Annotated in this window: 21 protein-coding genes and 1 pseudogene; 10 read left to right on the plus strand and 12 right to left on the minus strand. The window is 39.4% G+C overall.

The window, feature by feature from the left end; genetic code table 11:
* The first annotated feature begins 111 nt into the window (after positions 1-111).
* Complete coding sequence (locus tag QE422_RS10005; RefSeq protein WP_307454373.1) at positions 112-1,350, plus strand: IS4 family transposase; 1,239 nt, start codon at positions 112-114, stop codon at positions 1,348-1,350.
* Positions 1,351-1,432: 82 nt separating this feature from the next.
* Here QE422_RS10005 and QE422_RS10010 read toward each other — a convergent pair whose 3' ends face one another.
* Entirely contained in the window at positions 1,433-1,789 is a 357-nt protein-coding gene (locus QE422_RS10010) for a diacylglycerol kinase (protein WP_307457521.1), read from the minus strand.
* A gap of 198 nt (positions 1,790-1,987) precedes the next feature.
* On the opposite strand from QE422_RS10010, the pseudogene dnaN reads away from it, so the two are divergent.
* The 3 genes and pseudogenes from dnaN to QE422_RS10025 all read left to right on the plus strand — a co-directional run bounded on the left by dnaN (position 1,988) and on the right by QE422_RS10025 (position 6,649).
* A pseudogene (dnaN, locus tag QE422_RS10015) lies at positions 1,988-3,119 on the plus strand (DNA polymerase III subunit beta).
* Positions 3,120-3,605: 486 nt separating this feature from the next.
* Positions 3,606-6,008, plus strand: coding sequence for a phenylalanine--tRNA ligase subunit beta (gene pheT / locus QE422_RS10020; protein ID WP_307457524.1), 2,403 nt, complete (start codon positions 3,606-3,608; stop codon positions 6,006-6,008).
* Positions 6,009-6,241: 233 nt separating this feature from the next.
* On the plus strand, positions 6,242-6,649 hold the full coding sequence (locus QE422_RS10025; protein ID WP_307457527.1) for an META domain-containing protein: 408 nt from the start codon (positions 6,242-6,244) through the stop codon (positions 6,647-6,649).
* Between the two features lie 46 nt (positions 6,650-6,695).
* Here the strand turns inward: QE422_RS10025 and QE422_RS10030 are convergent, their stop codons facing one another.
* The 10 genes from QE422_RS10030 to QE422_RS10075 all read right to left on the minus strand — a co-directional run bounded on the left by QE422_RS10030 (position 6,696) and on the right by QE422_RS10075 (position 14,784).
* Positions 6,696-6,935, minus strand: coding sequence for a hypothetical protein (locus tag QE422_RS10030; protein ID WP_027380779.1), 240 nt, complete (start codon positions 6,933-6,935; stop codon positions 6,696-6,698).
* Between the two features lie 38 nt (positions 6,936-6,973).
* Positions 6,974-8,293, minus strand: coding sequence for a hypothetical protein (locus tag QE422_RS10035; RefSeq protein ID WP_307457535.1), 1,320 nt, complete (start codon positions 8,291-8,293; stop codon positions 6,974-6,976).
* Positions 8,294-8,372: 79 nt separating this feature from the next.
* Complete coding sequence (locus QE422_RS10040) at positions 8,373-9,263, minus strand: 3-hydroxybutyryl-CoA dehydrogenase (RefSeq protein WP_307462325.1); 891 nt, start codon at positions 9,261-9,263, stop codon at positions 8,373-8,375.
* A 9-nt stretch (positions 9,264-9,272) separates the two neighbouring features.
* Entirely contained in the window at positions 9,273-9,704 is a 432-nt protein-coding gene (locus tag QE422_RS10045; protein WP_307457538.1) for a hypothetical protein, read from the minus strand.
* A gap of 31 nt (positions 9,705-9,735) precedes the next feature.
* The gene (gene bla-A / locus QE422_RS10050) at positions 9,736-10,614 is read right to left on the minus strand and encodes a CGA/CIA family class A beta-lactamase (RefSeq protein WP_307457541.1); all 879 of its coding nucleotides are present in this window, start codon (positions 10,612-10,614) and stop codon (positions 9,736-9,738) included.
* 166 nt (positions 10,615-10,780) lie between these two features.
* Positions 10,781-11,221, minus strand: a complete 441-nt coding sequence (locus QE422_RS10055; protein WP_307457543.1) for a DUF5362 family protein — start codon at positions 11,219-11,221, stop codon at positions 10,781-10,783.
* 63 nt (positions 11,222-11,284) lie between these two features.
* Positions 11,285-13,006 carry a cellulase family glycosylhydrolase gene (locus QE422_RS10060; RefSeq protein WP_307457545.1) on the minus strand — a complete coding sequence of 574 codons (1,722 nt, stop codon included), beginning with the start codon at positions 13,004-13,006 and terminating at the stop codon, positions 11,285-11,287.
* Positions 13,007-13,203: 197 nt separating this feature from the next.
* Positions 13,204-13,482, minus strand: coding sequence for a hypothetical protein (locus QE422_RS10065; RefSeq protein ID WP_307457548.1), 279 nt, complete (start codon positions 13,480-13,482; stop codon positions 13,204-13,206).
* A complete protein-coding gene (locus QE422_RS10070) occupies positions 13,458-13,793 on the minus strand; it encodes a hypothetical protein (RefSeq protein WP_307457551.1) in 336 nt (111 codons plus the stop codon). The genes QE422_RS10065 and QE422_RS10070 overlap by 25 nt, the downstream gene beginning before the upstream one ends.
* Before the next feature lie 28 nt (positions 13,794-13,821).
* On the minus strand, positions 13,822-14,784 hold the full coding sequence (locus QE422_RS10075; protein ID WP_307457554.1) for a Gfo/Idh/MocA family protein: 963 nt from the start codon (positions 14,782-14,784) through the stop codon (positions 13,822-13,824).
* 322 nt (positions 14,785-15,106) lie between these two features.
* Between QE422_RS10075 and QE422_RS10080 the strand changes: the two genes are divergently transcribed.
* A complete protein-coding gene (locus tag QE422_RS10080) occupies positions 15,107-15,757 on the plus strand; it encodes a protein-L-isoaspartate(D-aspartate) O-methyltransferase (protein WP_307462327.1) in 651 nt (216 codons plus the stop codon).
* Between the two features lie 194 nt (positions 15,758-15,951).
* Here QE422_RS10080 and QE422_RS10085 read toward each other — a convergent pair whose 3' ends face one another.
* Positions 15,952-17,190: an IS4 family transposase gene (locus QE422_RS10085; protein WP_307454373.1), complete on the minus strand. Its 1,239-nt coding sequence runs from the start codon at positions 17,188-17,190 to the stop codon at positions 15,952-15,954.
* Between the two features lie 295 nt (positions 17,191-17,485).
* On the opposite strand from QE422_RS10085, the gene QE422_RS10090 reads away from it, so the two are divergent.
* The 5 genes from QE422_RS10090 (at position 17,486) to QE422_RS10110 (ending at position 24,288) form a co-directional block, all read left to right on the plus strand.
* Entirely contained in the window at positions 17,486-17,740 is a 255-nt protein-coding gene (locus QE422_RS10090) for a prevent-host-death protein (RefSeq protein ID WP_307457556.1), read from the plus strand.
* Between the two features lie 113 nt (positions 17,741-17,853).
* Positions 17,854-18,369 carry a hypothetical protein gene (locus tag QE422_RS10095; RefSeq protein WP_307457558.1) on the plus strand — a complete coding sequence of 172 codons (516 nt, stop codon included), beginning with the start codon at positions 17,854-17,856 and terminating at the stop codon, positions 18,367-18,369.
* Between the two features lie 186 nt (positions 18,370-18,555).
* Positions 18,556-19,530: a D-glycerate dehydrogenase gene (locus QE422_RS10100; RefSeq protein ID WP_307457561.1), complete on the plus strand. Its 975-nt coding sequence runs from the start codon at positions 18,556-18,558 to the stop codon at positions 19,528-19,530.
* A gap of 59 nt (positions 19,531-19,589) precedes the next feature.
* Positions 19,590-19,889, plus strand: coding sequence for a hypothetical protein (locus tag QE422_RS10105; protein ID WP_307457564.1), 300 nt, complete (start codon positions 19,590-19,592; stop codon positions 19,887-19,889).
* A 199-nt stretch (positions 19,890-20,088) separates the two neighbouring features.
* A complete protein-coding gene (locus QE422_RS10110) occupies positions 20,089-24,288 on the plus strand; it encodes a T9SS type B sorting domain-containing protein (protein ID WP_307457567.1) in 4,200 nt (1,399 codons plus the stop codon).
* Positions 24,289-24,458 lie beyond the last annotated feature (170 nt).

Consider the following 24,458-nt stretch of genomic DNA (forward strand, 5'->3'; position numbering starts at 1 on the left):
AAATTTGAGATTTAATCTTTCATTTTCTTATTATGCAAAAAAAATGTTTCAGATATTTTATTATCATTGGAGGAGGAAATCCACAGCGTGGCTATTTGTAATGAATACAGGATGAGTAGCAGAGATTTCACCCGCAAAAGGAAGTTGAGCTTTTCAAATACGCTTTTGTTTATGCTCAACTTCATTACCAAAAGCCTGTCCTGTGAGATTGTAAATTTCATTCACTATATAAGATCTTTGGGCCAGACACAGAATACTTTTACAAAAAGTGCATACGTACAGAACAGAAAAAAGATAAAGCCCGAGGTTTTTATTCATCTGAACAAGCGGCTTGTGGAAGAATTCTATACAGATAATTCTGCAGTACAGACCAAATTCAATGGTCTTCGTCTGTTGGCTATTGATGGTTCGAGAATTAATCTACCTCAAACCCGAGAGCTGGAAGAGATTTATGGTGTATCCAAAAACCAGACTTCTCATACCTGCGTACAGGCCAAAGCCTGCGTACTGTATGATACAATCAATAAAATCTGTTTAAAAGGGGTACTTTCTTCTATAGATACTGATGAACGTTTACAGGCTCTTGAGCTGTTGGCTCATTGTTGCCATAATGATCTGCTGCTATATGACCGTGGTTTTGCTTCATTTGATTTCTTTTATCAGCATCACAAAAGAAATTTTAACTACCTTATGCGCGTAAAAGTAGGTTTGAACCAAACCATAAAAGATTTCGTCAAAAGCGGAATATCCAGTATGATAACAGACTTTAAGCCTTCTCCCAACGTAGATCTGTCAGGAAAAGATTATGGTAGAGACTATACTTTTAAGGTAAGATTGTTGCGTGTCGTACTGGATAATGGCACCATCGAAGTTCTTGCAACCTCTCTTTTAGATGAGGCTTGTTATCCTTCGGAGATTTTCAAAGCCCTATATTTTGAACGCTGGGGCATAGAAACCTATTTTGATGAAATCAAAAACAAGCTTCACCTGGAGGAATTTTCCGGTTACTCAAACAACAGCATCTTACAGGATTTCTATTCTACTTTGCTTGTAAGCAATATACAGACCCTTATTGTCAGAGAACTCGAACAGGAGCTTAATGAAGTTGATACGAAAAAGAAGTACCGGTACAAAGTCAATACTTCCCTTTCTTACAGCTTGATGAAAAACAGAATTTTGAATTTGCTCTTTAGCAATGTAAAAAAAGAGGATATAGTGGCAGAGCTTAAAATTCTTTTTGCTTCTCATATGATCCCCGTCAGACCCAAAAGATCCTTTAAAAGGAATATTTTAAAATACAGAGTCAGAGCGAAACCAAAGGTCACTAAAAACTATAAAAAAAATCTATAAGACCTTAACTTAATGACATTGGGCTTTAGCCCGTTCAGCTTTTTTTATCATGTCTTTTGGCTATAGCCCAATCAGCGATGTACTAATGAAAAATATATTTCCAATAAACCATCACTCCGGTGATAACGGAAATGGCAGCCATCAGCAGAACCGCTCCCGCAGAAATATCTTTGATAAAACCGATTCGCTCATCAAATTCCGGCTGAATGATATCACAGATTTTCTCAATCGCCGTATTGAAAATTTCTGCCGCCAATACACCTCCTGATACCATTACAATCAATACCGTATCCGAAACTGAAAGATGCAGATAAAAAATTAAAAAGAGGTTGATCAAAAAAGCGGCAAGCTCCAGCTGGAAATTCCTTTCGCTTTTTATCATCATGAAAATCCCACGGAAAGCATTTCTGAAACTTTTATGAATAGGTGGTTTTCGCATGGTGAAAGATATTTACAAATATAATCAAATTCATCAATGAAAATCCCTATCTTAGTCCGGCAAGATATCTAGGGATATCGGCAAGGGAAAAACAGAAATGGTTGTAAAATTCTTTTGATGGTTGTTAATAACTCTCGGAATTATTCTTTTCCATCTCTTTTCTATTTATTATATTTGTAAAAACTTATTTTTAAATCTATGAAATTTATTATTTCAAGTGGAGAACTGCAGAAGGCTTTGCAAACTGTAAGTGGTGTAATATCAAGCTCTCAGTCGAGACCGATTTTAGAAAATTATCTTTTTGAATTAGACGGAACTCAGGTTACCATTACCGCATCAGATGGCGAAACTACGCTGGTAACTTCCCTTGAGGCGAAATCTGACGATACGGGCAGATTTGCTGTACCGGCAAAGATTTTTCAGGATTTTATCAAGACTTACGGAGAACAGCCGCTTACGCTGGTAGTAAAAGATAATGCGGAAGGAACGGGAAGTCAGCTTGAGATTTTAGATGAAAAAGACAACTTCGCAGTAGCGCTGGACAATGCGGATGATTATCCGGAATTGCCGGAATTCGATGCTGCACAGAGTGTTACCATGTCGGCAGGTGTTCTGTCAGAAGCCCTTACGAATACCCTTTTCGCCACGAGCAACGATTCCCTGCGTCCTGTAATGACGGGGGTGCTGTTCCAGTTTGGAGAAAACGAAACCAATTTCGTATCTACGGATTCCCACCGATTGGTCGTATATAAAAGAACGGATCTGATGAATGCCGGACCGATGGAATTCATCATGCCGAAAAAACCGCTGAACATTTTTAAAAATATACTGGCAAGTTCCAATGAAGATGTTACTATCGAATTCAACGAGAACATGGCTAAGTTTACTTTCGGTAAACATACCTGGATCTGCCGTTTGATCGACGGGAAATACCGCGAACTATACCGCGGTAATCCCGAAAGAAAACCCAAATGTGCTTACCATTAACAGAAATCTTTTGTTGGGAGCGATCAAAAGAGCATCAATCATGTCCAATAAATCCACCAACCAGGTACGATTTAAATTGTCTGCCAACATCCTTCATCTGCATGCAGAAGATACGGAATATGCAAACAAAGCAGACATGCAGATCCCTTGCGATTACAATGGAGAAGACATTAACATCGGATTCAGTTCCAAATTCTTAACGGAAATGCTGACGATCCTTGGATCAGACGATATCACGATGAAAATGTCCCAGCCCAACAGACCGGGCATTATCGAACCTCTTGACGGTCTTGAAGACAATGAAAGCATCTTAATGCTGTCGATGCCGGTTATCGGTTTGTAACAGTAATTTTGCATACAATACAGAAAGAGGTTTTGATTTTCAAAGCCTCTTTTTTAATGGTACAGGTTTTAGAAAGCCTGAAAATTAGGATCCGTTACAAGATTTTGGGATTTAGCAAAAAGTTTAATTAATTTGAATTTGAAACCATAGTAGTATCGCAACGGTCATTTGCTGAATGGAATGCCCTTGCGAACGATAAATCTGCAGCTGGCATGCGATTTATTGTTTACGTCGATAATGTTAAGACTTTTTACACTTCTTGGCTTCTATTCATACAATTCAAAGCAAATTATATTGTGCTAATTTTCTTGCCAACCTTTGTGCCTGATCCGAAAATAGCGGTACAATCAATGGAAAACCTAAGATATTCAGGCAAAATTTAACTCTTAAAATCTGTTATAAATTTCTCTGTTTATCAAAAAAACACGACATTTGTACGCTTAAAACCGTACAATAAAATTGTACAAAAAATTCAAAATATATTCAATGAAAATATCAAACAACTGGCTTAAAGACTACATCAAAACGGAATTGAAAACGGAGAGAATCGGTGAGTTCCTTACAGATATTGGTCTGGAAGTTGAAGGGATAGAAAAATTTGAAAGCATAAAAGGCAGCCTGGAAGGAGTGGTCGTAGGTAAGGTTCTTACCTGTGAAAAACATCCGAATGCAGACAAACTGAAAAAAACAACGGTAGATGTAGGCAACGGAAAAGTGCTGCACATCGTTTGCGGAGCGCCGAACGTGGAAGCGGGGCAAACGGTTCCTGTAGCAGTAGTCGGAACAAAAATCTATGATAAAACCGGAAACTTTTTTGAAATCAAGGAAGCCAAGATCAGAGGGGAAGTTTCCCAGGGAATGATCTGCGCGGAAGATGAGTTGGGGCTTAGTGACGATCACGGAGGGATCATGGTGCTGGATGAAGAAAAGTATGAAGTTGGTAAGAATTTCGCGGATTATTTTGAATTGACAACCGACGAGGTGCTGGAAATCGGATTAACACCGAACAGAACCGATGCCATGTCTCATTACGGGGTGGCAAGAGATCTTCATGCTTACCTGGCTACCAATAAGCAGAATGCGGAATTTGAGAAAGTATCTTCTGTTGTTTTAAACAACGAAGGCTCCCACGATTTTACACTGGAAGTAGAAGATGCGGAATTGTGCCCAAGATACATTGGAGCGGTGATTGAAAATGTACAGGTTGCAGATTCACCTTCATGGCTGAAAGACCGTCTTAAAGCCATCGGCTTAAGCCCGATCAATAATGTTGTCGATATTACCAACTATATCCTGCACGGTTATGGACAGCCGCTTCACGCTTTTGATGCCGATAAAATTTCCGGTAAGAAAGTAAAAGTAGGAACCGTAAAGGAAGGAACAAAATTCAAAACACTGGATGGCGTGGAAAGAACGCTGAACGGTTCGGAAATCATCATTAAAGACGGTGAAGACCATCCGATGTGCATTGCCGGAGTTTTCGGAGGTGCCGATTCAGGGGTTTCTGCTGAAACAAAGACCATCTTCCTGGAAAGTGCTTACTTCAACCCGGTAGCGGTACGAAAAGGCGCAAAATTCCACGGGCTGAATACGGATGCTTCTTTCAGATTCGAAAGGGGAGTGGATCCGAATATTACAAGAACGGCTATTACTCATGCGATTAAGCTGATTCAGGAGCTTGCTGAAGGAAAGCTCGTAGGAGACTTGCTGGAAGAATATCCTAAGAAAATTGAAGATCATTACGTAATCATCAGATTCTCAAAGATCGAACAGATTTTAGGAACAAAAATTCACAGAGAAAAAGTAAAAGAAATTCTGAAAGCACTTGAAATCCAGGTGCTGAACGAAATTCAGAACGGATATGAGATCTCGGTTCCGGCTTACAGGGCAGATGTAACCAGAGAAATCGACGTTATTGAGGAGATTTTAAGAATCTACGGTTATAATAAGATCGATGCGCCGCAGAAAATATCTTTCACCCCGGTGAAACTTAGCGCACAGGATCAGGACGAGCTGGAAAACAACTGGGCCAGAACTTTACAGAGCCTTGGTTTTAACGAAGTAATGAACAATTCATTAACTTCCGTGAAGGATGAAACAGATGCCGTAAAATTGCTGAACCCATTGAGCAATGATCTTGCATTCATGAGAAAGTCTTTGTTGGAAGGGCTTTTGCAGAATGCGATCTATAACATCAACCGGAAAAACCAGGATATTAAGTTCTTCGAATTCGGGAAAATTTATCATAAAAGAGAAAAATACGAGGAAAGAAAACAACTCGCGATCCTTGTTTCCGGAAGAGAAGTCGCTGAAAACTGGCTGCAGCCGAAATCGGCAACAAGCTTCTACAACCTGAAAGCTTATGTAAAAGTATTGCTGGAAAAATTGGCAATCGATTATAAGGAAACGGCTTTATCCGACGAAAGATTCTCCGATGCATTGGCTTATGAAGCAGAAGGAAAAACATTGGTAAGAATCGGGAAAATAGCGCCTCAGATGCTGAAAGATTTTGATATCGACCAGGAATGTTTCTATGCGGAAATCGAACTGGAATTCGCTCAGCAATTGCGTTCCAAAAACGAGTTGAAATTTAAGGATATTCCGAAGTTTAACAAGATCAGAAGAGATCTGGCATTGCTGCTTGACAAAACGGTAAATTACCAGGATCTTTATCAGGCTGCCAAAAAGAACAAATCGCCTTACATCAAGAACATCAACCTGTTTGACGTTTACGAAGGCAAAAATCTTCCTGAAGGCAAAAAGTCTTACGCAATGAGCTTCGAGCTTCTAAACGAAGAAAAGACGCTGGAGGAAAAAGAAATCGCTGCTGTAATGGACTCGCTGGTGAAGTCTTTCCAGAAAGAATTTAATGCAGAATTGAGAGGGTAATTCCTTTCAGTTTTAAAATAAAGAAACGGGCTTCGGTCCGTTTTTTTGTTTTTAATTTAAATCGTTGGTCAGGTATTTTCAGAAGAAGGCATATCCTGCACTAAACGTCAGAACTTTGACAAAGTTTACAGGAAATTAACATAACAGAAACCACAAGCACCACAATAAAATCTCCGGAAAGCCCGTTTACATCATATAAATTCGTAAATTTGATGTAAATCAAAAAGAAAAAAATGAAAAATCTTTTTTTAAGTATAGGTCTGGCAGCGGTTTTGGTTTCCTGTGGTGCAACCGCAGGTTCTTCTGCAAAATTAGGAAAGGCACAGCCCGCTCTTTCAGGAACGAAATGGGCGCTGGCCGATAATGTGAAAGGAAAAATTCCTACACTGAATATAGACGGTGAAAAAATTAACGGAAATGCGGGATGCAACAACTACTTCGGGACCGCCAGGGTAGAGCCTTCCACCGGAAATTTCTCTGTCGGGCAGATGGGTTCCACAAGAATGGCGTGCGATAACATGAGCGTCGAGAAAAACTTTATGGATATGATGGGGAAAGCCAACAAATATGTGGTTACCGGAAATGTACTCGAACTGTACCAGGATAACCTCCTACTCCTGAAATTTAATAAAGCGCAATAAAACAAAAGGAACTCATCAGAGTTCCTTTTTTATGTTCGGGTCGTTATTATTCTTCCTCTTCGTCGTCGTACTTAGCCAACTCTTCATCGCACCATTTAAATGCAGCTTCCACTACTTTTGTAGCCTCGTCTGCCATCGTTTCTTCATCATCTCCTTCCAGATCATCCAGCCATTCAACTTCTTCTTCCTCAACGTTAAGGATGAATCTTGGATATTCTGTATGAACAACGAACAAATCCTCTGGAAATTCCGAATTATCTGCTAATAAAAACTTTGGTAATTTCATTTTTTTAATGTTTTAACTTTAAATCAAAGATAATAAAATTATTGGTATTTGTTCTTGTCAATTTTTATTTTTTGCAAAACTTTATACCTCGTCAATGTAGTTCTCTGAAGCGTATCTTTCGGTTTAAAAGTCAGGGAAACATCTGCATTTACCGTACTCATCAGCTCGGCGACCTGTATTTTATCCAGGTCTTCAGTCGTTTCCAGGTAAAACTTTAAAGGAATTTTATCCAGCTTTTCAGCTTGGAGAAACTGCTTCATCTCTCTTCTGTTTTCAAGATAATTGCCTTTGGAAAGCCAGGTAAATAACATTCCGGACAGTAAGCTTAAAAATCCGAGAGCATAGGTTTTAATACTGAAAATCTGAAACAGCCGTCTGAAATACACCAGCCATACCGGTAGGCTGAACGGCGCTAGCAGCCTGTAATCCAGAGGATTTACCGAATAAAAATACTGGATGAAATACGAACAGGCAATTCCGGCAATGCTTACAAAAATATAGAAGGTTTCGGTTTCCGATAATTTATGTTTTACAAAGACATACGCCATAGCCAGTATATTCACAAGCCCGATCCCGTAAATGGCATAATTGATCTTTCCGCCGCCGGGATCCGAAATATGGATAAACGGATTGAAAGTGGTACAGAGTCCCTGAAACAGTTCAACGAGCAATTGAGAAGTCGGATGTAAACCAATTTCGAGAGCATCATTGATGTAGTTTTCATTAAAATAATCAATAAACAGGAACTTATATAAAATAACGAAAGTTACTCCAATCATTCCTGAAATAATAAACGATGATGCGTATTTTCTTTTATAAAAAAACAATCCAAACAGTCCTGCGCCACCGATTATAAAAAGCGAGCTGTAGCGGATGTTGTAAAGGGCGATCAGGCTTAACGTAAGATAGAAAATGGCTTTTCCTTTTTCTAATTTTCCTTCAATGATTGATGCTGATACATAAAGAAATACAAATACAAAAGGCAGGATCAGTGCCTCACTCATTGTAAACGAAAAAATAGAGAGAAAGCTGAACAAGGAGCATAGAATAACGGATTCCCTGAAAAAGAACTTTTTCCGCCATGTAAATACAATAATAAAGAGAAAGGCCATAATGCCGATGGCTTTGCTGCTCCAGAATTCATCAAGCCCAAAGAAAGTAAAAAATTTGATAGCCAGAGGATACCCTAAAGGGGTTGTTGTATTATCGATGGTTGGGAAAACGTGGGCAAACCGCATGTAACGTATCGAATCCGGACTTACCCGTCCATTTTCATTAAGTAAAAAACGAAAAATGGTCATCACTAAAGTAATGATGACCAATAATATCTGAATAGTTCTTTCTTTGAATCGTATCAAGGTAAATGATGGTTTGAGTATGAAATCAGGTTTTAATGCCCAAATTTATAATTTATAATCCATAACACATTACTTATCTTTATTTTGAAAACATTTTCGCTACTTTTTCAGCTTTTTTGCTTTCGGAATAATCATAGAACCCTTCTCCCGATTTCACACCCAGCTTTCCGGCCATCACCATATTTACCAATAGAGGATTCGGTGCATATTTAGGGTTTTTGAAACCGTCGTACATCACGTTTAAGATCGCAAGACAAACATCAAGACCAATAAAATCTGCCAGCTGTAGCGGTCCCATCGGATGCGCCATTCCCAGCTTCATCACCGTATCAATCTCTTCCACTCCGGCCACACCGTTGTACAGGGTCTCAATCGATTCGTTGATCATCGGCATCAGAATTCTGTTGGCTACAAATCCCGGGTAATCGTTTACTTCTACAGGCACTTTCCCTAGTGTTTTGCTCATCTCATAGATCGCATCAAAAGTTTCTTTGGAAGTAGAGTAGCCTTTGATAATCTCAACCAGCTTCATGATTGGCACCGGGTTCATAAAATGCATTCCGATTACCTTATTGGCTCTTTTCGTAGCAGCGGCGATTTTTGTAATGGAAATCGAAGAGGTATTCGTGGCCAGGATACAGTTTTCCGGAGCAAATTCGTCCATCTGTCCGAAAATTTTCAGTTTCAGTTCCTGGTTTTCCGTAGCGGCCTCTACGATAAGGTCGGCATTTCCCACCGCATCCTGAAGAGCTGTAAATGTGGTGATGTTTCCTAAAGTTTCCGATTTCTGTTCTTCCGTAAGGTTTCCCTTTGCAATTATTCTGTCAAGATTGGTGGTGATGGTTTTCAGTCCTCTGTCCAAAGCATCCTGGGAAACATCTACAAGATTCACTTGAAACCCGCTTTGTGCAAAAGTGTGTGCAATACCATTTCCCATGGTTCCCGCTCCGATAACTACAATGTTTTTGATCATTTTTCCTTATTTAGTTTTAATTGTTTTTTGGGTGGATATCAATGTTAAATTTCTTGCGTTCATAAGATCGGCCTTTGGTACGGTTTCGTTTTCATCGAAATTTACCAGGCCGGTGCTGTTGGTTTTCCGGGCTTTATTCTGGCTGTTTACAGTAGCTTTCAGGCCATCGATGAAGGCTGTCTTCTGTGTTTTAGAAAGTCCGTCTGTTCCGATGTACAGGTTGTATTCCCCTTCACGGCCAAGACCGCTTTTTTTATATACTTCAAGGCTTTTTACCCTGTTCTTGTTTTTAAACTGAGCCAGGTAATCCATAACAGGCTTATCGGAAGCAGTTCCGCAGCATAGGCTGGCATATCCTACCTGAAGATAGCTTTCGCTTTTCTGGGCAAAGAATAATACCGAGCTGAATAATCCTATGGTTGCTAATACTTTTTTCATTTTTAACGGTTTTAAAATTAAGCTTAAATTTTTACTTATTAAAATAATCCCAGACCGACTTTGAAATATCCGAGATCATCTTACAGTTCACTACATCCGTTTCCGTTGAGTTACTGACAAATACAGCTATTGCATAATGCTTGCCATTAGGCAGAGTAACGATTCCGATTTCGTTTTCAGCACCTGTAAGACCGGCATTATTCTTTCCGGAAGATCCCGTTTTCCGGGCTACAGGCGTATCTTTCGGAAGCTGCCCGACCAGTTTATTGGTTCCCGTGGAAGTAGAAAGCATGACTTTTATCAAATAATCCGTTAACTTTTTAGAAAGTAATTTCCCATCATACAATTTTTTCAGGGCATCCGTTGCAGAAACCGTCGTTGTATAATTTTGGTATTGGGCATTCCAGTCTTTATGCATTTCTTCTTCATTGTACCTGATCTGAAAATCCTTTACTCCTTTGGAATTCATAAACTGCTGAACGGCCTGTGTTCCACCGAGTAATGCCAGCAGGATATCACATCCGTTGTTATCGCTCTTCGCTACGGTAAATTCAATGATTTCGCTTAGAGGGATATCCACATGACCGGCAGGGTATTTATCCCGAAGCGGCGACCATGTATTTTCCAGTAAATTGGTTCGGTTTAACTGGATTTTCTGATCCAGTGAGAGTTTTCCTCGATCCACTTCATGTAAAACGGCTGCTGCGATGTGAAATTTAAAGACACTCTGCATCGGAAGTTTCTTGCCACCGTTTTTACTGTATTGAAAACCATTTTCAAAACCCAGGACCGAAACACCCACGGTTGCTTTTTTATTTTTTATAATTGAATTGATTTTCTTTTCCAGAACGAATTGCTGGGCAAATGAAAATGCTGAAATCAGGAGAAATAGCAATGCTGTTTTTTTCATAATATTTTGCTTCATACGATGGTTAGATCTTAAAAATACGGAAACTTAAATTTACTGATTTTAAAATGAAGGATAGCCTGAAATTTACAGTGAGTTTGATCAGGAATTCTGCAGTTACCTTAAAAAATAAATCCCTCTCAAAAAAGAAGGATTTAAATTTTAATTACTATCTCATACCGCTCATTCCGGTTAAAACAATACCGACGACAGCAAGAATATAAATTCCGATTAAAACAATCGTAAGAATTCCTATAAACTTGTAATGCGATTTTAAATATTCAAAAGCTTTTACCAAGCTTGCCTGATCGTTAGAATGTAATGCTGTTTTCATATTCGAAGAAAACTTATACAGCAGGTTGATCGGGATAAAATAAAACGCCGCAAGAGCCAGGTAAAAGACTCCCATCCAGATTCCGCCGGCCATCGGCCCCATGCTGATGGACGAGCCAACTGCGAACAGCACAATGGCAGCCAGTACCATAAAGCCGATACCGATATAGCCCAGGATCGATAAATAGGTGGTCCATTTTGCCGCTTCACCCAAAAAGGATTTTGCCGCTGCATTAATTCTTAATTCTTCAAACTGTTCAAAAGGAGATTGTTCCATGTGTTATAATTTTTCTGCAAAATACTTAAAATTATTGTAACCGGAGGCGGTGTTTGTCTGTTTTTATTTTACTTCGATACTTTTTAGGTTGACGCCATCATTTTCAAAATAAATCCGGATTTTGTTTTCCCCTTTCTGAAGGTTGATGCCTTTCACAGAAGCCGTTTTCCAGATTTCATTTCCACCCGTAGACTGTAGTGAGAGGCTTCCAAGCTGTTTTCCGGAAGCTTCTTCGATCCGGATTTTTGCCGGATTTTTACTGGCGTAACTGATGTCGAAAGTATAAGCTTTGCCGGCTTTCGACTGGATCGTATACTGAATCCATTCGCCGCTCTCCGTTTTTCCGACATAATACTCCTTGTTTTTTCCTTTATAAATATCAACCCCATCGTTTCTCAGCTGGTTACCGGAATTCCATTCGGATCTTTTTGCCGGGTCGCTTACCCACAGGTTGATGAAATCCTTATCCAGATAAGCAGCGCCCATTCTTCCCAAATCATAATCCGTTGCAGAAATTTTCCCCGGAGCCTGAAGGTTTTTGAACGGTTTGGTAGAGCCGTCGGTAGTTTGCCTGAACATCGCATCGATGACATCATTTTTAATCTCCACGTTACTGAACTTGTAATTATCGGCGATCTGCATCAATGCTTTTTCAGCAAATTCCTTCGACGGTTTTTCGCCACCGTTTTTCCAATAGTGAAGAAGCTTCTCATATTCCGGTGTAATTTTTACATTGGTAATTCCCGCGATATTGTCGATCTTTTTCATCGGCCAGAAGGCATAGCCGATGTTGTGCTTATCCAGCAACTGGATCAGTTCCGTAAACCATACGTTGGAATTTTCTCCTGTTTCTCCCAGCCAGATCGGCGCATTATGCTTTTCTCTCAGATCCAGGGCAAATTTCAGCGTTGCATCATCATTGTTGTTCCAGTATTTGTGGAAGCTGAACACCATATTGTTGTCCCAAAGCGGGGTTAAACCGTTATAATTGTTTCCCCATCCGTTTCCTTCGATAATAATGAGGTGCTTTTGATCCACTGTACGGATGGCTTCGGTGATTTCTTTCTGCAGTTTCCACAGTGGTGCATTGGACATCTCATCAGTTCCGTTCGGGTTTTTGCCGGTAAAGTTGATATTCGGCTCATTGATCAGGTCGTAACCGCCGATCCAGGGCTCATCTTTATACCGTTCCGCCAGTTTTTTCCAGAGCGCAATTGTTTTTTTCTGATTCTCTTCGCTTTCCCAGAGGGACGGCTTCGATTTATCGTTGTCGGAGATATTCACATCATTTCCCTGTCCGCCGGGAGCAGCATGAAGATCCAGGATCAGGTACATTTTATTGTCGGCACACCATTTCAGAAGGTCATCCGTCATATCAAAACCTTCTTTCAGCCAGGTATTCTGTCCTTTTACCGGTTCCTTTTCAATAGGCAAAGTATAAAGATTATAATGCATCGGAAGCCGGATCGAATTGAATCCCGCTTTTTTTAGGAAATCGATATCCTGTTTGGTGATTCCGTTTTTAAGATACGCTTTGTAAAATGCATTCATCCCGTCTTCGCCAATAAGCTCTGCGATCTTTTCTTTGATTTTATATTGCGGACCGGCAAAATCGGCTGTTTTCAGCATATAGCCTTCCTGCAGCATCCATCCGCCGAGGCCAAGGCCTCTCAACTGTATATTTTCACCTTTGTCGTTAACGATTTTCTGACCCTGCGTTTTTAGAAGCTGTGATGTCCCAAATTGAGACAATAAAAAAGCGGATAATAGGATGGCTCGTTTCATAGTAGTTTTAAATATTTAAATAATAGGAGATTGTTTTAAGAAATAAACTTTTAAAGTATTCACAAATATATTAAAATTATTGAATTGTAATTATTTTAAATTAAAGAATCGAAAGTGAGGATTTAACAATTATTTATCAGAGCAAATGAGGGTTTAAATAAAAAAACGAGCTTAAACTCGTTTGTGTTCATTATTTTCTATTTTATATTCTGCCATTTAAAATCTTTGTCTTCATTAGAAAGTTTTATTCTATCTGTTTTTCCATTCTGAATTTTCCATTGGGCTGTATAAGCTCCTGCACCATCAGAGAAAAAGCCATAAAGTAAATAAAAACCTGCATAATACTTAAGTTTAAATTGATAGTTATTTAACTCTCCAGTTAAATTAGGGTTAAACATCTGTGAAATATCTAATTTAATATATTTTCCCTTAATATAAATTACTAATAATTTTAATTCATTTTTTGGCAAATCCATTTTAAAATCTGATCCATACCAATCTTTATTATCGATAGTGCAGATGTATCTGGCATCCTGATTTTATTTTCACAATATTCAATATTATGATTCTCAGCTTTAAAATCTTTAATTCTCCAGCGAAGATGTATAGAATCTGTTAAATCAATTAGTCCTGATTTGGAGTTTTCAAATTCTTTAATTCTTTCTTCAAAAATTTCTATTTTTCTTTTTTGAATACTCCTTGGACTTAAGTAAAACTTTTGGTAAATAATGATTCCTGCTAGTAATAAAAAGAAAAAGCCAATTATGAGAATTAAAATCTTTTTCATAAATAAATAATTAATACTATTGATTTATCTATGAAATCAGCTTCATAATCTCCAAAGCGACTTTCAACGCTTCCGTTCCGTCTCCGATAGAAACTTCAACATGCTTATTTTCGGTAATCGAATCGGCAAAAGAGTTCAGCTCATCTAGGATGGCATTGTTCGGCTGAATATTCGGATATTCAAATAAAATCTGATTTTTTTCGCCTTCCGCATTTTCAATAATCATATCGAATGGAGTAGGGTTTTCGGGAGCATCTTTCATCCGGATCACTTCCGCTTTTTTCTCAAGGAAATCCACCGAAATATAAGCATCCTTCTGAAAGAAACGGCTCTTTCTCATGGCTTTCATGGAAATTCTGGAAGTCGTTAAGTTCGCGACACAGCCGTTTTCAAATTCAATTCTCGCATTGGCAATATCCGGGGTTTTGCTTACGACACAAACACCGCTTGCGTCGAGGTTTTTTACTTTCGATTTTACGATGCTCAGCAGAATATCCAGATCGTGGATCATCAGGTCCAGCACAACGGAAACATCGGTCCCACGAGGGTTGAACTCTGCCAGACGGTGGATCTCGATAAACATCGGATGCTTGATGTATTCTTTTGTGGCAACAAATGCAGGATTATACCGCTCCACATGCCCTACCTGTGCTTTAATCCCTTTTTCTTCGCATTTCCGAAGGATTTCTTCCGCCTGTTCCAGCGTTTGGGTGACCGGTTTTTCAATGAAAAAATGAAGGCCTCTTTCGATGGCTTTCAATGCATAATCGTAATGGTAAACCGTAGGGGTCACAATATCCAGCATATCGATCTGCTCCAGCAACTCATCGAAGTTTTCAAAATACCGGTATCCGAATTCTGCCTCCAGTTTTCGTCCGTTCTCCGCATCTTTATCGTGAAACCCTATAAATTCGTATTTATCCGATTGATTAAGAAGTCTTAAATGGATTTTTCCCAAATGTCCGGCGCCTACCAAACCTGCTTTTAACATAGCTGTATTAAATTTCCGTAAAGATAATAAATTTAAGGTTTCGGCCGGGATGATAGATTTTAGGTCGGGAAAATAAACCTGATCATTGAATATTTTAGCTTCTTTGCGTATTGTAATCTGAAGCGTGTTGTTAAAAACTGCAGCGAAACAAAAGCAATCGACCAAATCAAATCTTTCAATGCTTAATTATTTAAAATCAAATTAAATTTTATCCTGTTCATCCTTATTAAATTTAATATACTCCTTCTGGTTTTGGGTTGACAGGTAGTAAATGTTTTTATACTTTTGTGGAAATTACTCCGTAAACCTAATAACTCTCATGATGCAAGATTCATTTGTACATAAAGGAAAGAGAAAGATTTTAGTAGATTATCTCAGGAACAGGATCGGAATTTCCGACGAGCACGTGCTTGCTGCTATGAATGAAGTTCCCAGACACCTTTTTATCGAAAGTATTTTTGAAGATTTTGCCTACGAGGACCGGGCATTTCCTATTCTGGCGCACCAGACGATTTCCCATCCTTCTACAGTGGCCGAACAGTCTGAGCTTCTGCAGGTAAGGCCGGGTGAAAAAGTATTGGAGATCGGGACCGGATGCGGTTACCAGACTGCTGTTTTACTCGCTATGAAAGCCCACGTTTATACTGTTGAGCGGCAAAAAGACCTTTTTGATTTCTCAAAGAAAAAACTTCGCGAAATGAATCTGTATCCTAAATTCCAGAGTTTCGGAGACGGTTTTGCGGGACTTCCGACCTTTGCACCTTTCGATAAAATTATTGTCACCTGCGGAGCTTCCGTATTGCCGACGGAATTATTAAAACAGTTGAAGGTAGGCGGCAAAATGGTGATTCCTCTGGGACCTACCGATGAGCAGGTTTTATACCGTTTTACCAAAGCTTCTCCAACCGAATTTGAAAAAGAGGAATTCGGAGCCTATAAATTTGTTCCGATGCTCGGGAACACCAACCAGTAATTAACGGTTTGGATAATTATACGTACTGTTGTTCATCAATAGGAGCGGGCTTCAGCCTGTTTTGAATTTCCAAATGTCAATATCTTATACGTTTGAAATCATTAAAATATGTAAAACAGAAATCTGTTGGTCATTAAACGGAACGTCGTTATCAATAGGAACGGGCTTTAGCCCAATGTCATTAAGTTAAGGTCTTATAGATTTTTTTTATAGTTTTTAGTGACCTTTGGTTTCGCTCTGACTCTGTATTTTAAAATATTCCTTTTAAAGGATCTTTTGGGTCTGACGGGGATCATATGAGAAGCAAAAAGAATTTTAAGCTCTGCCACTATATCCTCTTTTTTTACATTGCTAAAGAGCAAATTCAAAATTCTGTTTTTCATCAAGCTGTAAGAAAGGGAAGTATTGACTTTGTACCGGTACTTCTTTTTCGTATCAACTTCATTAAGCTCCTGTTCGAGTTCTCTGACAATAAGGGTCTGTATATTGCTTACAAGCAAAGTAGAATAGAAATCCTGTAAGATGCTGTTGTTTGAGTAACCGGAAAATTCCTCCAGGTGAAGCTTGTTTTTGATTTCATCAAAATAGGTTTCTATGCCCCAGCGTTCAAAATATAGGGCTTTGAAAATCTCCGAAGGATAACAAGCCTCATCTAAAAGAGAGGTTGCAAGAACTTCGATGGTGCCATTATCCAGTACGACACGCAACAATCTTACCTTAAAAGTATAGTCTCTACCATAATCTTTTCCTGACAGATCTACGTTGGGAGAAGGCTTAAAGTCTGTTATCATACTGGATATTCCGCTTTTGACGAAATCTTTTATGGTTTGGTTCAAACCTACTTTTACGCGCATAAGGTAGTTAAAATTTCTTTTGTGATGCTGATAAAAGAAATCAAATGAAGCAAAACCACGGTCATATAGCAGCAGATCATTATGGCAACAATGAGCCAACAGCTCAAGAGCCTGTAAACGTTCATCAGTATCTATAGAAGAAAGTACCCCTTTTAAACAGATTTTATTGATTGTATCATACAGTACGCAGGCTTTGGCCTGTACGCAGGTATGAGAAGTCTGGTTTTTGGATACACCATAAATCTCTTCCAGCTCTCGGGTTTGAGGTAGATTAATTCTCGAACCATCAATAGCCAACAGACGAAGACCATTGAATTTGGTCTGTACTGCAGAATTATCTGTATAGAATTCTTCCACAAGCCGCTTGTTCAGATGAATAAAAACCTCGGGCTTTATCTTTTTTCTGTTCTGTACGTATGCACTTTTTGTAAAAGTATTCTGTGTCTGGCCCAAAGATCTTATATAGTGAATGAAATTTACAATCTCACAGGACAGGCTTTTGGTAATGAAGTTGAGCATAAACAAAAGCGTATTTGAAAAGCTCAACTTCCTTTTGCGGGTGAAATCTCTGCTACTCATCCTGTATTCATTACAAATAGCCACGCTGTGGATTTCCTCCTCCAATGATAATAAAATATCTGAAACATTTTTTTTGCATAATAAGAAAATGAAAGATTAAATCTCAAATTTAGCAAAAACATAACACTAAAAAATACTAACTTAATGACATTGGGCTTTAGCCCGTTTTTATTTAAAAGCATTCCGGTCGGCTTTAGCCCAAACTTATCAGTATGCACAGAATTAGAAATAAAAAGCTGTCATTCGGAATGAAAATTGAAGAGGTTTAAAACCTAATCAATTAAATCTTAACACAATGGATACGAATAGATTTAAAGCATCACAGGATTTCAGCAACACTCAGAAAAATCTGCAGGATAACCCCGATTACCAGGCCGCAAACTATTCTCAGCAGGTAAAAGATTATATCAGCGACAGGAAAAGCCAGAAACAGGAGGCCACTAAGGAGGGATTCATGAACCATACCCGGAGGACAGCCCGTGAAATATGGGAAGAAATTGAAGAACTGGCTTCCGATGCCTGGGACGAACATGAACGCGAAGAAAAATAATTCTTAATATTAAAGTTGAAACCTCATTCTGTTACTCTGGGATGAGGTTTTTGTTTTTTAGGGCATTCAGGTACCATTTAATTTTATATATTTGGAAAAACTAATTTTTAATCATGAATAAAATTTTCATCGGAGCGGTAATCGCGCTATCCCTGTTTTCCTGCGACACTTCCAAGAAGAAAGAACTCGAGCTGAAACAAAAAGAGCTGGAGTTAAAAGAAAAAGAACTTAATCTGGAAATTTCAAAACTAAAAAAAGTAGATTCCGTGTCAGCGGCCAAAGCCAGCCGAATCAGTGAAGAAGCTCTGGTGAAGGAAGGACTTCAAAAGCCCAATGATCCTGAAGTATCGAATATTAACAATCTGCTGGGATATTGGGTGGACAATCAGAATGGAAATATTGCCATGTATTTTGACCGGGACGGGACATTTGTATTTAAAGACCTAAACAGCTCAAGAGAAAAATATGAAGATCTCACAGGAACCTACAAACTTAATGCAGGAAAACTCACCTTACTATATGACGACAGGGCGCAGCAGAATTTCAGATTTATAAAAGAAAACTTTGCCGTACCGGTATATTACATCCAAAAAGACCGTTATCTCATGGTCAAGGCAGTAGAACAATAGTTGATTTTCCTGAAGTTATTTCATTCGGTTAAATATTTTCAATTAAAATCAGCTGTAAAACCCTCTTTTTAAATCAGTACATTTTCAATGATAAAATTTCGGATCAGGCTTCGTCCGTTGCTGATGGTTTGCTTTTTGTTGCTTTACAACTTTTTAAATAAAGTAAAATCCGATAAAAAATAAAGTATGAAAGTATTCATCACCAAAAGAATCCCTGAAGAAGGAATCCATATGCTTGAAGATGCGGGACTGGAAATTTTTATTCCCGAACATGAAAATTTATCCCATGAAGAGTGGCTGAATTACTGCAAAAGCAACGATTTGATTTTAAGTGTAGGAAGCGAATTCAGGTACGATAAAGATTTTTTCAATGAATGCCCTGATGTAAAGGCCATTGCTCTATACTCGGTAGGATTTGATCATGTAGACGTTAAAGAAGCGGTCGCCAGAAAAATTCCGGTAGGAAATACCCCGGATGTATTGAGTAAAGCGACATCTGATGTCGCCTTTTTGCTGATGCAGTCGGTGGCAAGAAGAGCCAGCTATAACTTTGAAAAGGTAAAATCGGGAAACTGGGGCGACTTTGATCCGCTTCATGCTTTGGGACAGGAACTCTACGGAAAGACATTGGGTATTTTCGGATTGGGAAGGATCGGAATCGAAATGGCGAAAAAATCGAAGGCCGCTTTTGGAATGGAAATTATCTATCACAACCGAAGTCATAATGAAGAAGCTGAAAAGGAACTGGGTGCAAAATATGTTTCTTTCGACGAACTGGTATCACAATCCGACGTGCTGAGTGTTCACGCAAACTTCAAACCTGAGCAAAAAGAACTTTTTAATGCCTCTGTTTTCGAAAAAATGAAAGAAAATGCTATCTTTATCAATACCGCGAGAGGAGGATTTCATCACCAGAAAGACCTGTATGATGCACTGGCTGAACACAAAATCTGGGGTGCCGGTCTGGATGTAACAAACCCTGAGCCCATATTTAAAGATGATCCTATTCTGGAGCTTTCCAATGTCTGCGTTTTACCACACATCGGCTCGGCCACCATTGAAGCGCGTACCGGAATGGCAAAAGTAGCAGCGGAAAACCTTATTGCCTTTTCAAAAGGACAACCGATGCCGGCCTGTATAAATCCGGAAATTTATTCCTGACCTTCCCGGAATCTTGGAATTATTTTTGTTTGTATTTACAAACACTAAAAAACAGCAGTATGATATCTGAAAATAGCGAACAAGAACAGGAAAGAAGACTGGAGCAGAGAGATTATCAGCCCAGTGAAGATATTTTCAATCAGGAAGACCATATTCCTTTAGACGGTGACGGGAAACCCGTCTATAACGAAAAAGAGGAGACCGATGAAGATAAAATAGACAAGGGACTCGACATTCCGGGCGTGGAAGATGACGACGAAATGGAAGAAATCGGGACCGAAGACGAAGAAAATAATTATTGGAGCATGAGTGATAACGACGACGATCATGAAGAACGGAATGACGATGTCTTAACTTAAAATGTCTCTTTTAACGACAATATTAACCTTACTTTACGAAGTAAGGTTTTTTTATGCAATCCATAAAACTTAAATTGTTGTGGCACAATTTTATATGTAATTTAAATATTAATTTAACATAAATAAGTATTTATGTTTGAAAGATGTGTCATAAAAAGTATTAAATTTATCCTTAAAAGGGAAAAACAATTGTACAATTATGGAGAAAATCTTACGTTTTTTATTCGTCCTTATCGGTGTGTATAGCTTTTCGCAGGTACCCTCAGGAGTAAAGGTGAAAGACAATGCAGGCAACGAAAGTTTTAATGTAACCTGCACCAACACACTGGATGCCAACGGCTGCATCACACTTCATGCAGAGTATCCTGTGATCAAGCAGACTACGGGATATGAAGTTTCTTCAGAAGCATACAGCCCGCCAATTCCAATGAATCAGGGAACTTCACTGAATGCAAATTATGACGACCTGTTTGCGGTAAAGCTTGACATGCCATTCAAATTCTGTTTCTACAACCAATACTTTCAGTCGCTCGTGGTAGGTTCCAACGGAATGGTAACCTTCGATCTCAGCCAGCTTGGAAACATCAATTATCCGAATGTTCAATGGCAGAATCCAAATGCCAACTTACCGAAAAATTCGATCTTCGGCGTGTATCATGATATGGTATTCTCTGCGAATGATCCTTCGGAAATTTATTATACAACGATCGGTATTGCACCATTCAGAAAATTTGTCATCAATTTTTACGAGGGCAGAGTAGCGGGATGTACCGAACGTTCTTCATCACAGATCGTTCTGCACGAAACCACAAACGTAATTGAAGTTTTTGTAGATAAAAAGCTGACGCCATGCCCGACAAGGAAATTCCCGAATGCTTTGATCGGGGTCCTCAACAGCGATGGAAGCCAAGGGGTTTCTCCAGCCAACCGGAACACAGGTACCTGGCAGGCCTTACAGGAAGCATGGAAGTTCAATCCGCTTGGAAATGTGATCCAGCCGCAGGTAACATGGACAAATTCAGCCGGACAGACGGTAGGAACAGGTATCGAGACGATAATATGCCCTACACAGAGTGATGTTTTTACAGCAAATGTTACTTTTAACAGCTGCGGAACCAACAATCTTACCTTAACAGATGATTTTCCACTGACATTTGATTCTACCTATCCGGCAGCAAAGAATTATACACAGAATTTCTGTGGAAATGCGCCCGTAAACCTTACGCTGAACAGTTTTCAGGCCAATGTAACCACTCAGAATCCTGCCAATTTTAATTTCAGCTTTCATACGAGTTTGCAGAACGCACAGAATAATGTGAACCCTTTACCGAATAATTATACGTTAAGTGCCAATACCGTATTGTACGTAAGAATCCAGAACCCAAGTGTACCATCCTGTTACAGGGTTGCTGTTCTGACACTGAACTTCCTGACCCGGAACCTGCTGAAAAATACCGTTGAGGTTTGCGATACCAATAACGATGGGGTAGAAGCCAATTATAATTTAAATTTGCTTAACACCGAACTTTTTGCTCCGGGAACCACAGGGATTACCTATTTCGCCTCACAGTCGAATGCGCAGAATAATACCAGTCCTATCACAACGGCAAATATTACCGCAAATACCCAGGTTTGGGTAAGGCTCGTGGACGGAAGCTGTACTTATATTTTAGGCCCGGTAAATTTCCAATTCAGACCAGGGGTAAACATGAACTCACCGCTTAACTTTGCCTATTCCATTTGTGATATCAATGCCGATAACCAGGAGCCTTTTGATTTCCCGGTGACAATCGGTCCGCTGATTACCACCACGCAGGGAGCAACTTTTGCCGCTTATGGCACTTATGATGAAGCCTTCAGTGGATCAGGTGCTGTTTTAAATACCATTAAAGAAGGTACATATACCGTTTATATACGGGTACAGATTCCGAACGGCTGTTTTGCTGTGGCTACGGTAAATATGAATATCACATTTACAAAAATACAGGCCAATGAAAAAACGGAATATATCTGTTTTAACGGAACCGATGACATCAGCGTTAATTTAAGCACCCTTTCCAACGGGATGTTGTTATCGCCGACCAGTGTAGCGGTAACTGAATTTTATTATACTTTTGTAAGTGCGACTTTGGGAAACAGTCCGATCAGTCCGAATCAGACCATTACCACAGACGGGAATTTCGTAACGCAGACGTATTATGTGCGTTTCGAGAATTCAGATGACTGCTATACGATAAGGCCGATCAATGTCAATCTGGTTCATCCTGTTATCGTGCAGTCAAGTTTTACCGTTTGTGATATCAATAACGATAATTCAGAAAATATTCAGCTGTCCCAGTTTTCTTCAGCGATCATCGGCAATCAGAATGCGACCACGACATTTTATCTTACTGCTGCCGATGCGGCTAACGGTACGAATCCTGTGAATGCTTATACGCTGAACGGAACCAAGCAATTTTTCGTTAAAATCAATTCTTATAACTGTCAACAGGTGTATCCTTTTACGGTAAGTTTAACATCGACTCCGGTTGTCAACTCTCCGGTAAATATTAATTTGAACAACATCTGTGATAATAATAATGATGGCGTTGAGATCTATAATCTTACCAGCGCGCAGAGCCAGATTACTTCAAGCCAAAATGTAAGCTTTACCTATTACTTAAATTATAATGCTACCACCCAAACTTTTTCGAATGAAATTACAAACCCGACTCAGTTTGCGGTTTCCGGAGGCAGTGCAACGGTTTTCGTAAAGGTAAAATTTAATAATAATGAATGCTTTTCGGTATCCACACTGAACATCACGATGACTTTTCTACCGGTTGTTGTGCTGAACAATGCCACTTTAAACCGATGCGACGCAGATTTCAACCTGAGTGAAACCTTCCAGCTGAATGACGCTATTCCGCAATTATTTATTGCATCGCAAAATACGTATACGCTTTCTAATATGACGATTACGTATTACAATACAGCAGCAGATGCCAACGCCGGAAATCCTTCCAACCAGATTGGGAATACCGTGACAACCAATGTGTCTACGGTGCAGGTTTGGGCGAGATTCCAGTCGAAAACGACGGGCTGTTATTCGGTAGCACCGATTCAGCTGAATACCTATTTCCCGCCGAAAGCGATTAATTCTACGGTTACGGTATGTGATGAGAACCTGGACGGAAGTTATGAAGTCAATCTGCTGAACTTTACCAATCAGATGGTGGATCTTCCAAATCCGGCAAACGTATTTACTTTCTACCTGACGCAGCAGGATGCACAGAACAATACAAACCCGATTGCGAATCCATCCAATTTTACGGCAAACTCTTTCCCGTCACAGATTTGGGTAAGAGTTCAGAATCTTCCGGGATGCCAGGATATTGCTACCGTTAGCTTTGTGCTTGGAAGTAAACTCACTTTACAGAATAGCGGGCCGTTTCAGCTTGCAGCATGCGATACCGGAAACAACGGCTCGGAAAATGTAGATCTTACCCAATTCCAGAGTCAGATTTATACCGGAGCTAATGTTACCTTTACATACTATCCGTCTCTGGCAGACCTTAATGCAGGAACCAATGCAATTGCCACGCCTTCCAATTTTACCTTTACTCAAAGCTCAGGTTCAGGTTCGGTATATGTAAAAGTAAGTGTTCCGGGTTCATGTTCAAATGTAGCGGAAATAAAACTGTCATTAAAAAATACGCCTATATTTGATATTCCGACCTTGTATTTCTGTCCGGAAGGTGCTCTGGATTACACGGTTAAAATTGAAGGATATACGATTGTAAGCTACACTTGGACAGGTCCTTCGGGACAGGTGGTTTCTACGACCGATACCATCACCGGAATCAAAGTTACAGGAACCTATACGCTTACGGTTACAGCAAGCAACGGATGTTCTTACACGGATACCTTTGAAGTGAAGCACTATGAAGTTCCGCTAATCGAAAATCTGGAATTTAACGGCAATAATGTAACGGTTTATGCTACCGGAACAAAACCGATTCAATATTCTATCGACGGAATCAACTGGCAGGCATCCAACATGTTCTACAATCTGCCAACGGGTATTACGACATTCTATGTCAGATATGTGGGCAGCGATTGTATCGTAAAACAACAGGGCGTTGTTCTGGATATAAAAAATGCCATTACGCCGAATGGAGACGGAATGAATGACCAATGGATCGTTAAAAACCTACAGGTCTTCGGAAACAGAATGTCAACCGTGAAAATATTCGACCGCTACCAGGCCCTGATTTTTGAGCAAAGCTCCAATACCCAATTCTTCTGGGATGGAACCATAAAAGGCAGAGCGATCCCAACTTCCAGTTACTGGTACGTAATCACTCTTCCGGACGGGAGAACCTTTACTGGCTGGATTCTAGTTAAAAACAATAATTAAATCTGACAAATAGATTAGTATAAGAAACCTCATTGAATTTTCAATGGGGTTTTTTGTTTTAGTATTCGAAGCAAAGTTTACTATTTGACAATATAGAAAAGTCTTTAATCGTAATATCTTTCGTACCCTTAACCGCAATTCCCCTCCATTGGAGGGGTGGATCCGGCAGA

Origin of the sequence: Chryseobacterium sp. SORGH_AS_0447, assembly GCF_030818695.1 — a bacterium.
Lineage (GTDB): Bacteria > Bacteroidota > Bacteroidia > Flavobacteriales > Weeksellaceae > Chryseobacterium.

Excerpts from the sequence above, each read along its gene's own strand:
- QE422_RS10005 (WP_307454373.1), top strand. The coding sequence starts at position 112 with ATGAGTAGCAGAGATTTCACCCGCAAAAGGAAGTTGAGCTTTTCAAAT.
- QE422_RS10100 (WP_307457561.1), top strand. The coding sequence starts at position 18,556 with ATGAAAGTATTCATCACCAAAAGAATCCCTGAAGAAGGAATCCATATG.
- QE422_RS10095 (WP_307457558.1), top strand. The coding sequence starts at position 17,854 with ATGAATAAAATTTTCATCGGAGCGGTAATCGCGCTATCCCTGTTTTCC.
- QE422_RS10030 (WP_027380779.1), bottom strand. The coding sequence starts at position 6,935 with ATGAAATTACCAAAGTTTTTATTAGCAGATAATTCGGAATTTCCAGAG.
- QE422_RS10025 (WP_307457527.1), top strand. The coding sequence starts at position 6,242 with ATGAAAAATCTTTTTTTAAGTATAGGTCTGGCAGCGGTTTTGGTTTCC.
- QE422_RS10105 (WP_307457564.1), top strand. The coding sequence starts at position 19,590 with ATGATATCTGAAAATAGCGAACAAGAACAGGAAAGAAGACTGGAGCAG.
- QE422_RS10045 (WP_307457538.1), bottom strand. The coding sequence starts at position 9,704 with ATGAAAAAAGTATTAGCAACCATAGGATTATTCAGCTCGGTATTATTC.
- QE422_RS10080 (WP_307462327.1), top strand. The coding sequence starts at position 15,107 with ATGCAAGATTCATTTGTACATAAAGGAAAGAGAAAGATTTTAGTAGAT.
- QE422_RS10055 (WP_307457543.1), bottom strand. The coding sequence starts at position 11,221 with ATGGAACAATCTCCTTTTGAACAGTTTGAAGAATTAAGAATTAATGCA.
- pheT (WP_307457524.1), top strand. The coding sequence starts at position 3,606 with ATGAAAATATCAAACAACTGGCTTAAAGACTACATCAAAACGGAATTG.
- QE422_RS10065 (WP_307457548.1), bottom strand. The coding sequence starts at position 13,482 with ATGGATTTGCCAAAAAATGAATTAAAATTATTAGTAATTTATATTAAG.
- QE422_RS10075 (WP_307457554.1), bottom strand. The coding sequence starts at position 14,784 with ATGTTAAAAGCAGGTTTGGTAGGCGCCGGACATTTGGGAAAAATCCAT.
- QE422_RS10110 (WP_307457567.1), top strand. The coding sequence starts at position 20,089 with ATGGAGAAAATCTTACGTTTTTTATTCGTCCTTATCGGTGTGTATAGC.
- QE422_RS10010 (WP_307457521.1), bottom strand. The coding sequence starts at position 1,789 with ATGCGAAAACCACCTATTCATAAAAGTTTCAGAAATGCTTTCCGTGGG.
- QE422_RS10060 (WP_307457545.1), bottom strand. The coding sequence starts at position 13,006 with ATGAAACGAGCCATCCTATTATCCGCTTTTTTATTGTCTCAATTTGGG.
- QE422_RS10070 (WP_307457551.1), bottom strand. The coding sequence starts at position 13,793 with ATGAAAAAGATTTTAATTCTCATAATTGGCTTTTTCTTTTTATTACTA.
- QE422_RS10085 (WP_307454373.1), bottom strand. The coding sequence starts at position 17,190 with ATGAGTAGCAGAGATTTCACCCGCAAAAGGAAGTTGAGCTTTTCAAAT.
- QE422_RS10090 (WP_307457556.1), top strand. The coding sequence starts at position 17,486 with ATGGATACGAATAGATTTAAAGCATCACAGGATTTCAGCAACACTCAG.
- bla-A (WP_307457541.1), bottom strand. The coding sequence starts at position 10,614 with ATGAAAAAAACAGCATTGCTATTTCTCCTGATTTCAGCATTTTCATTT.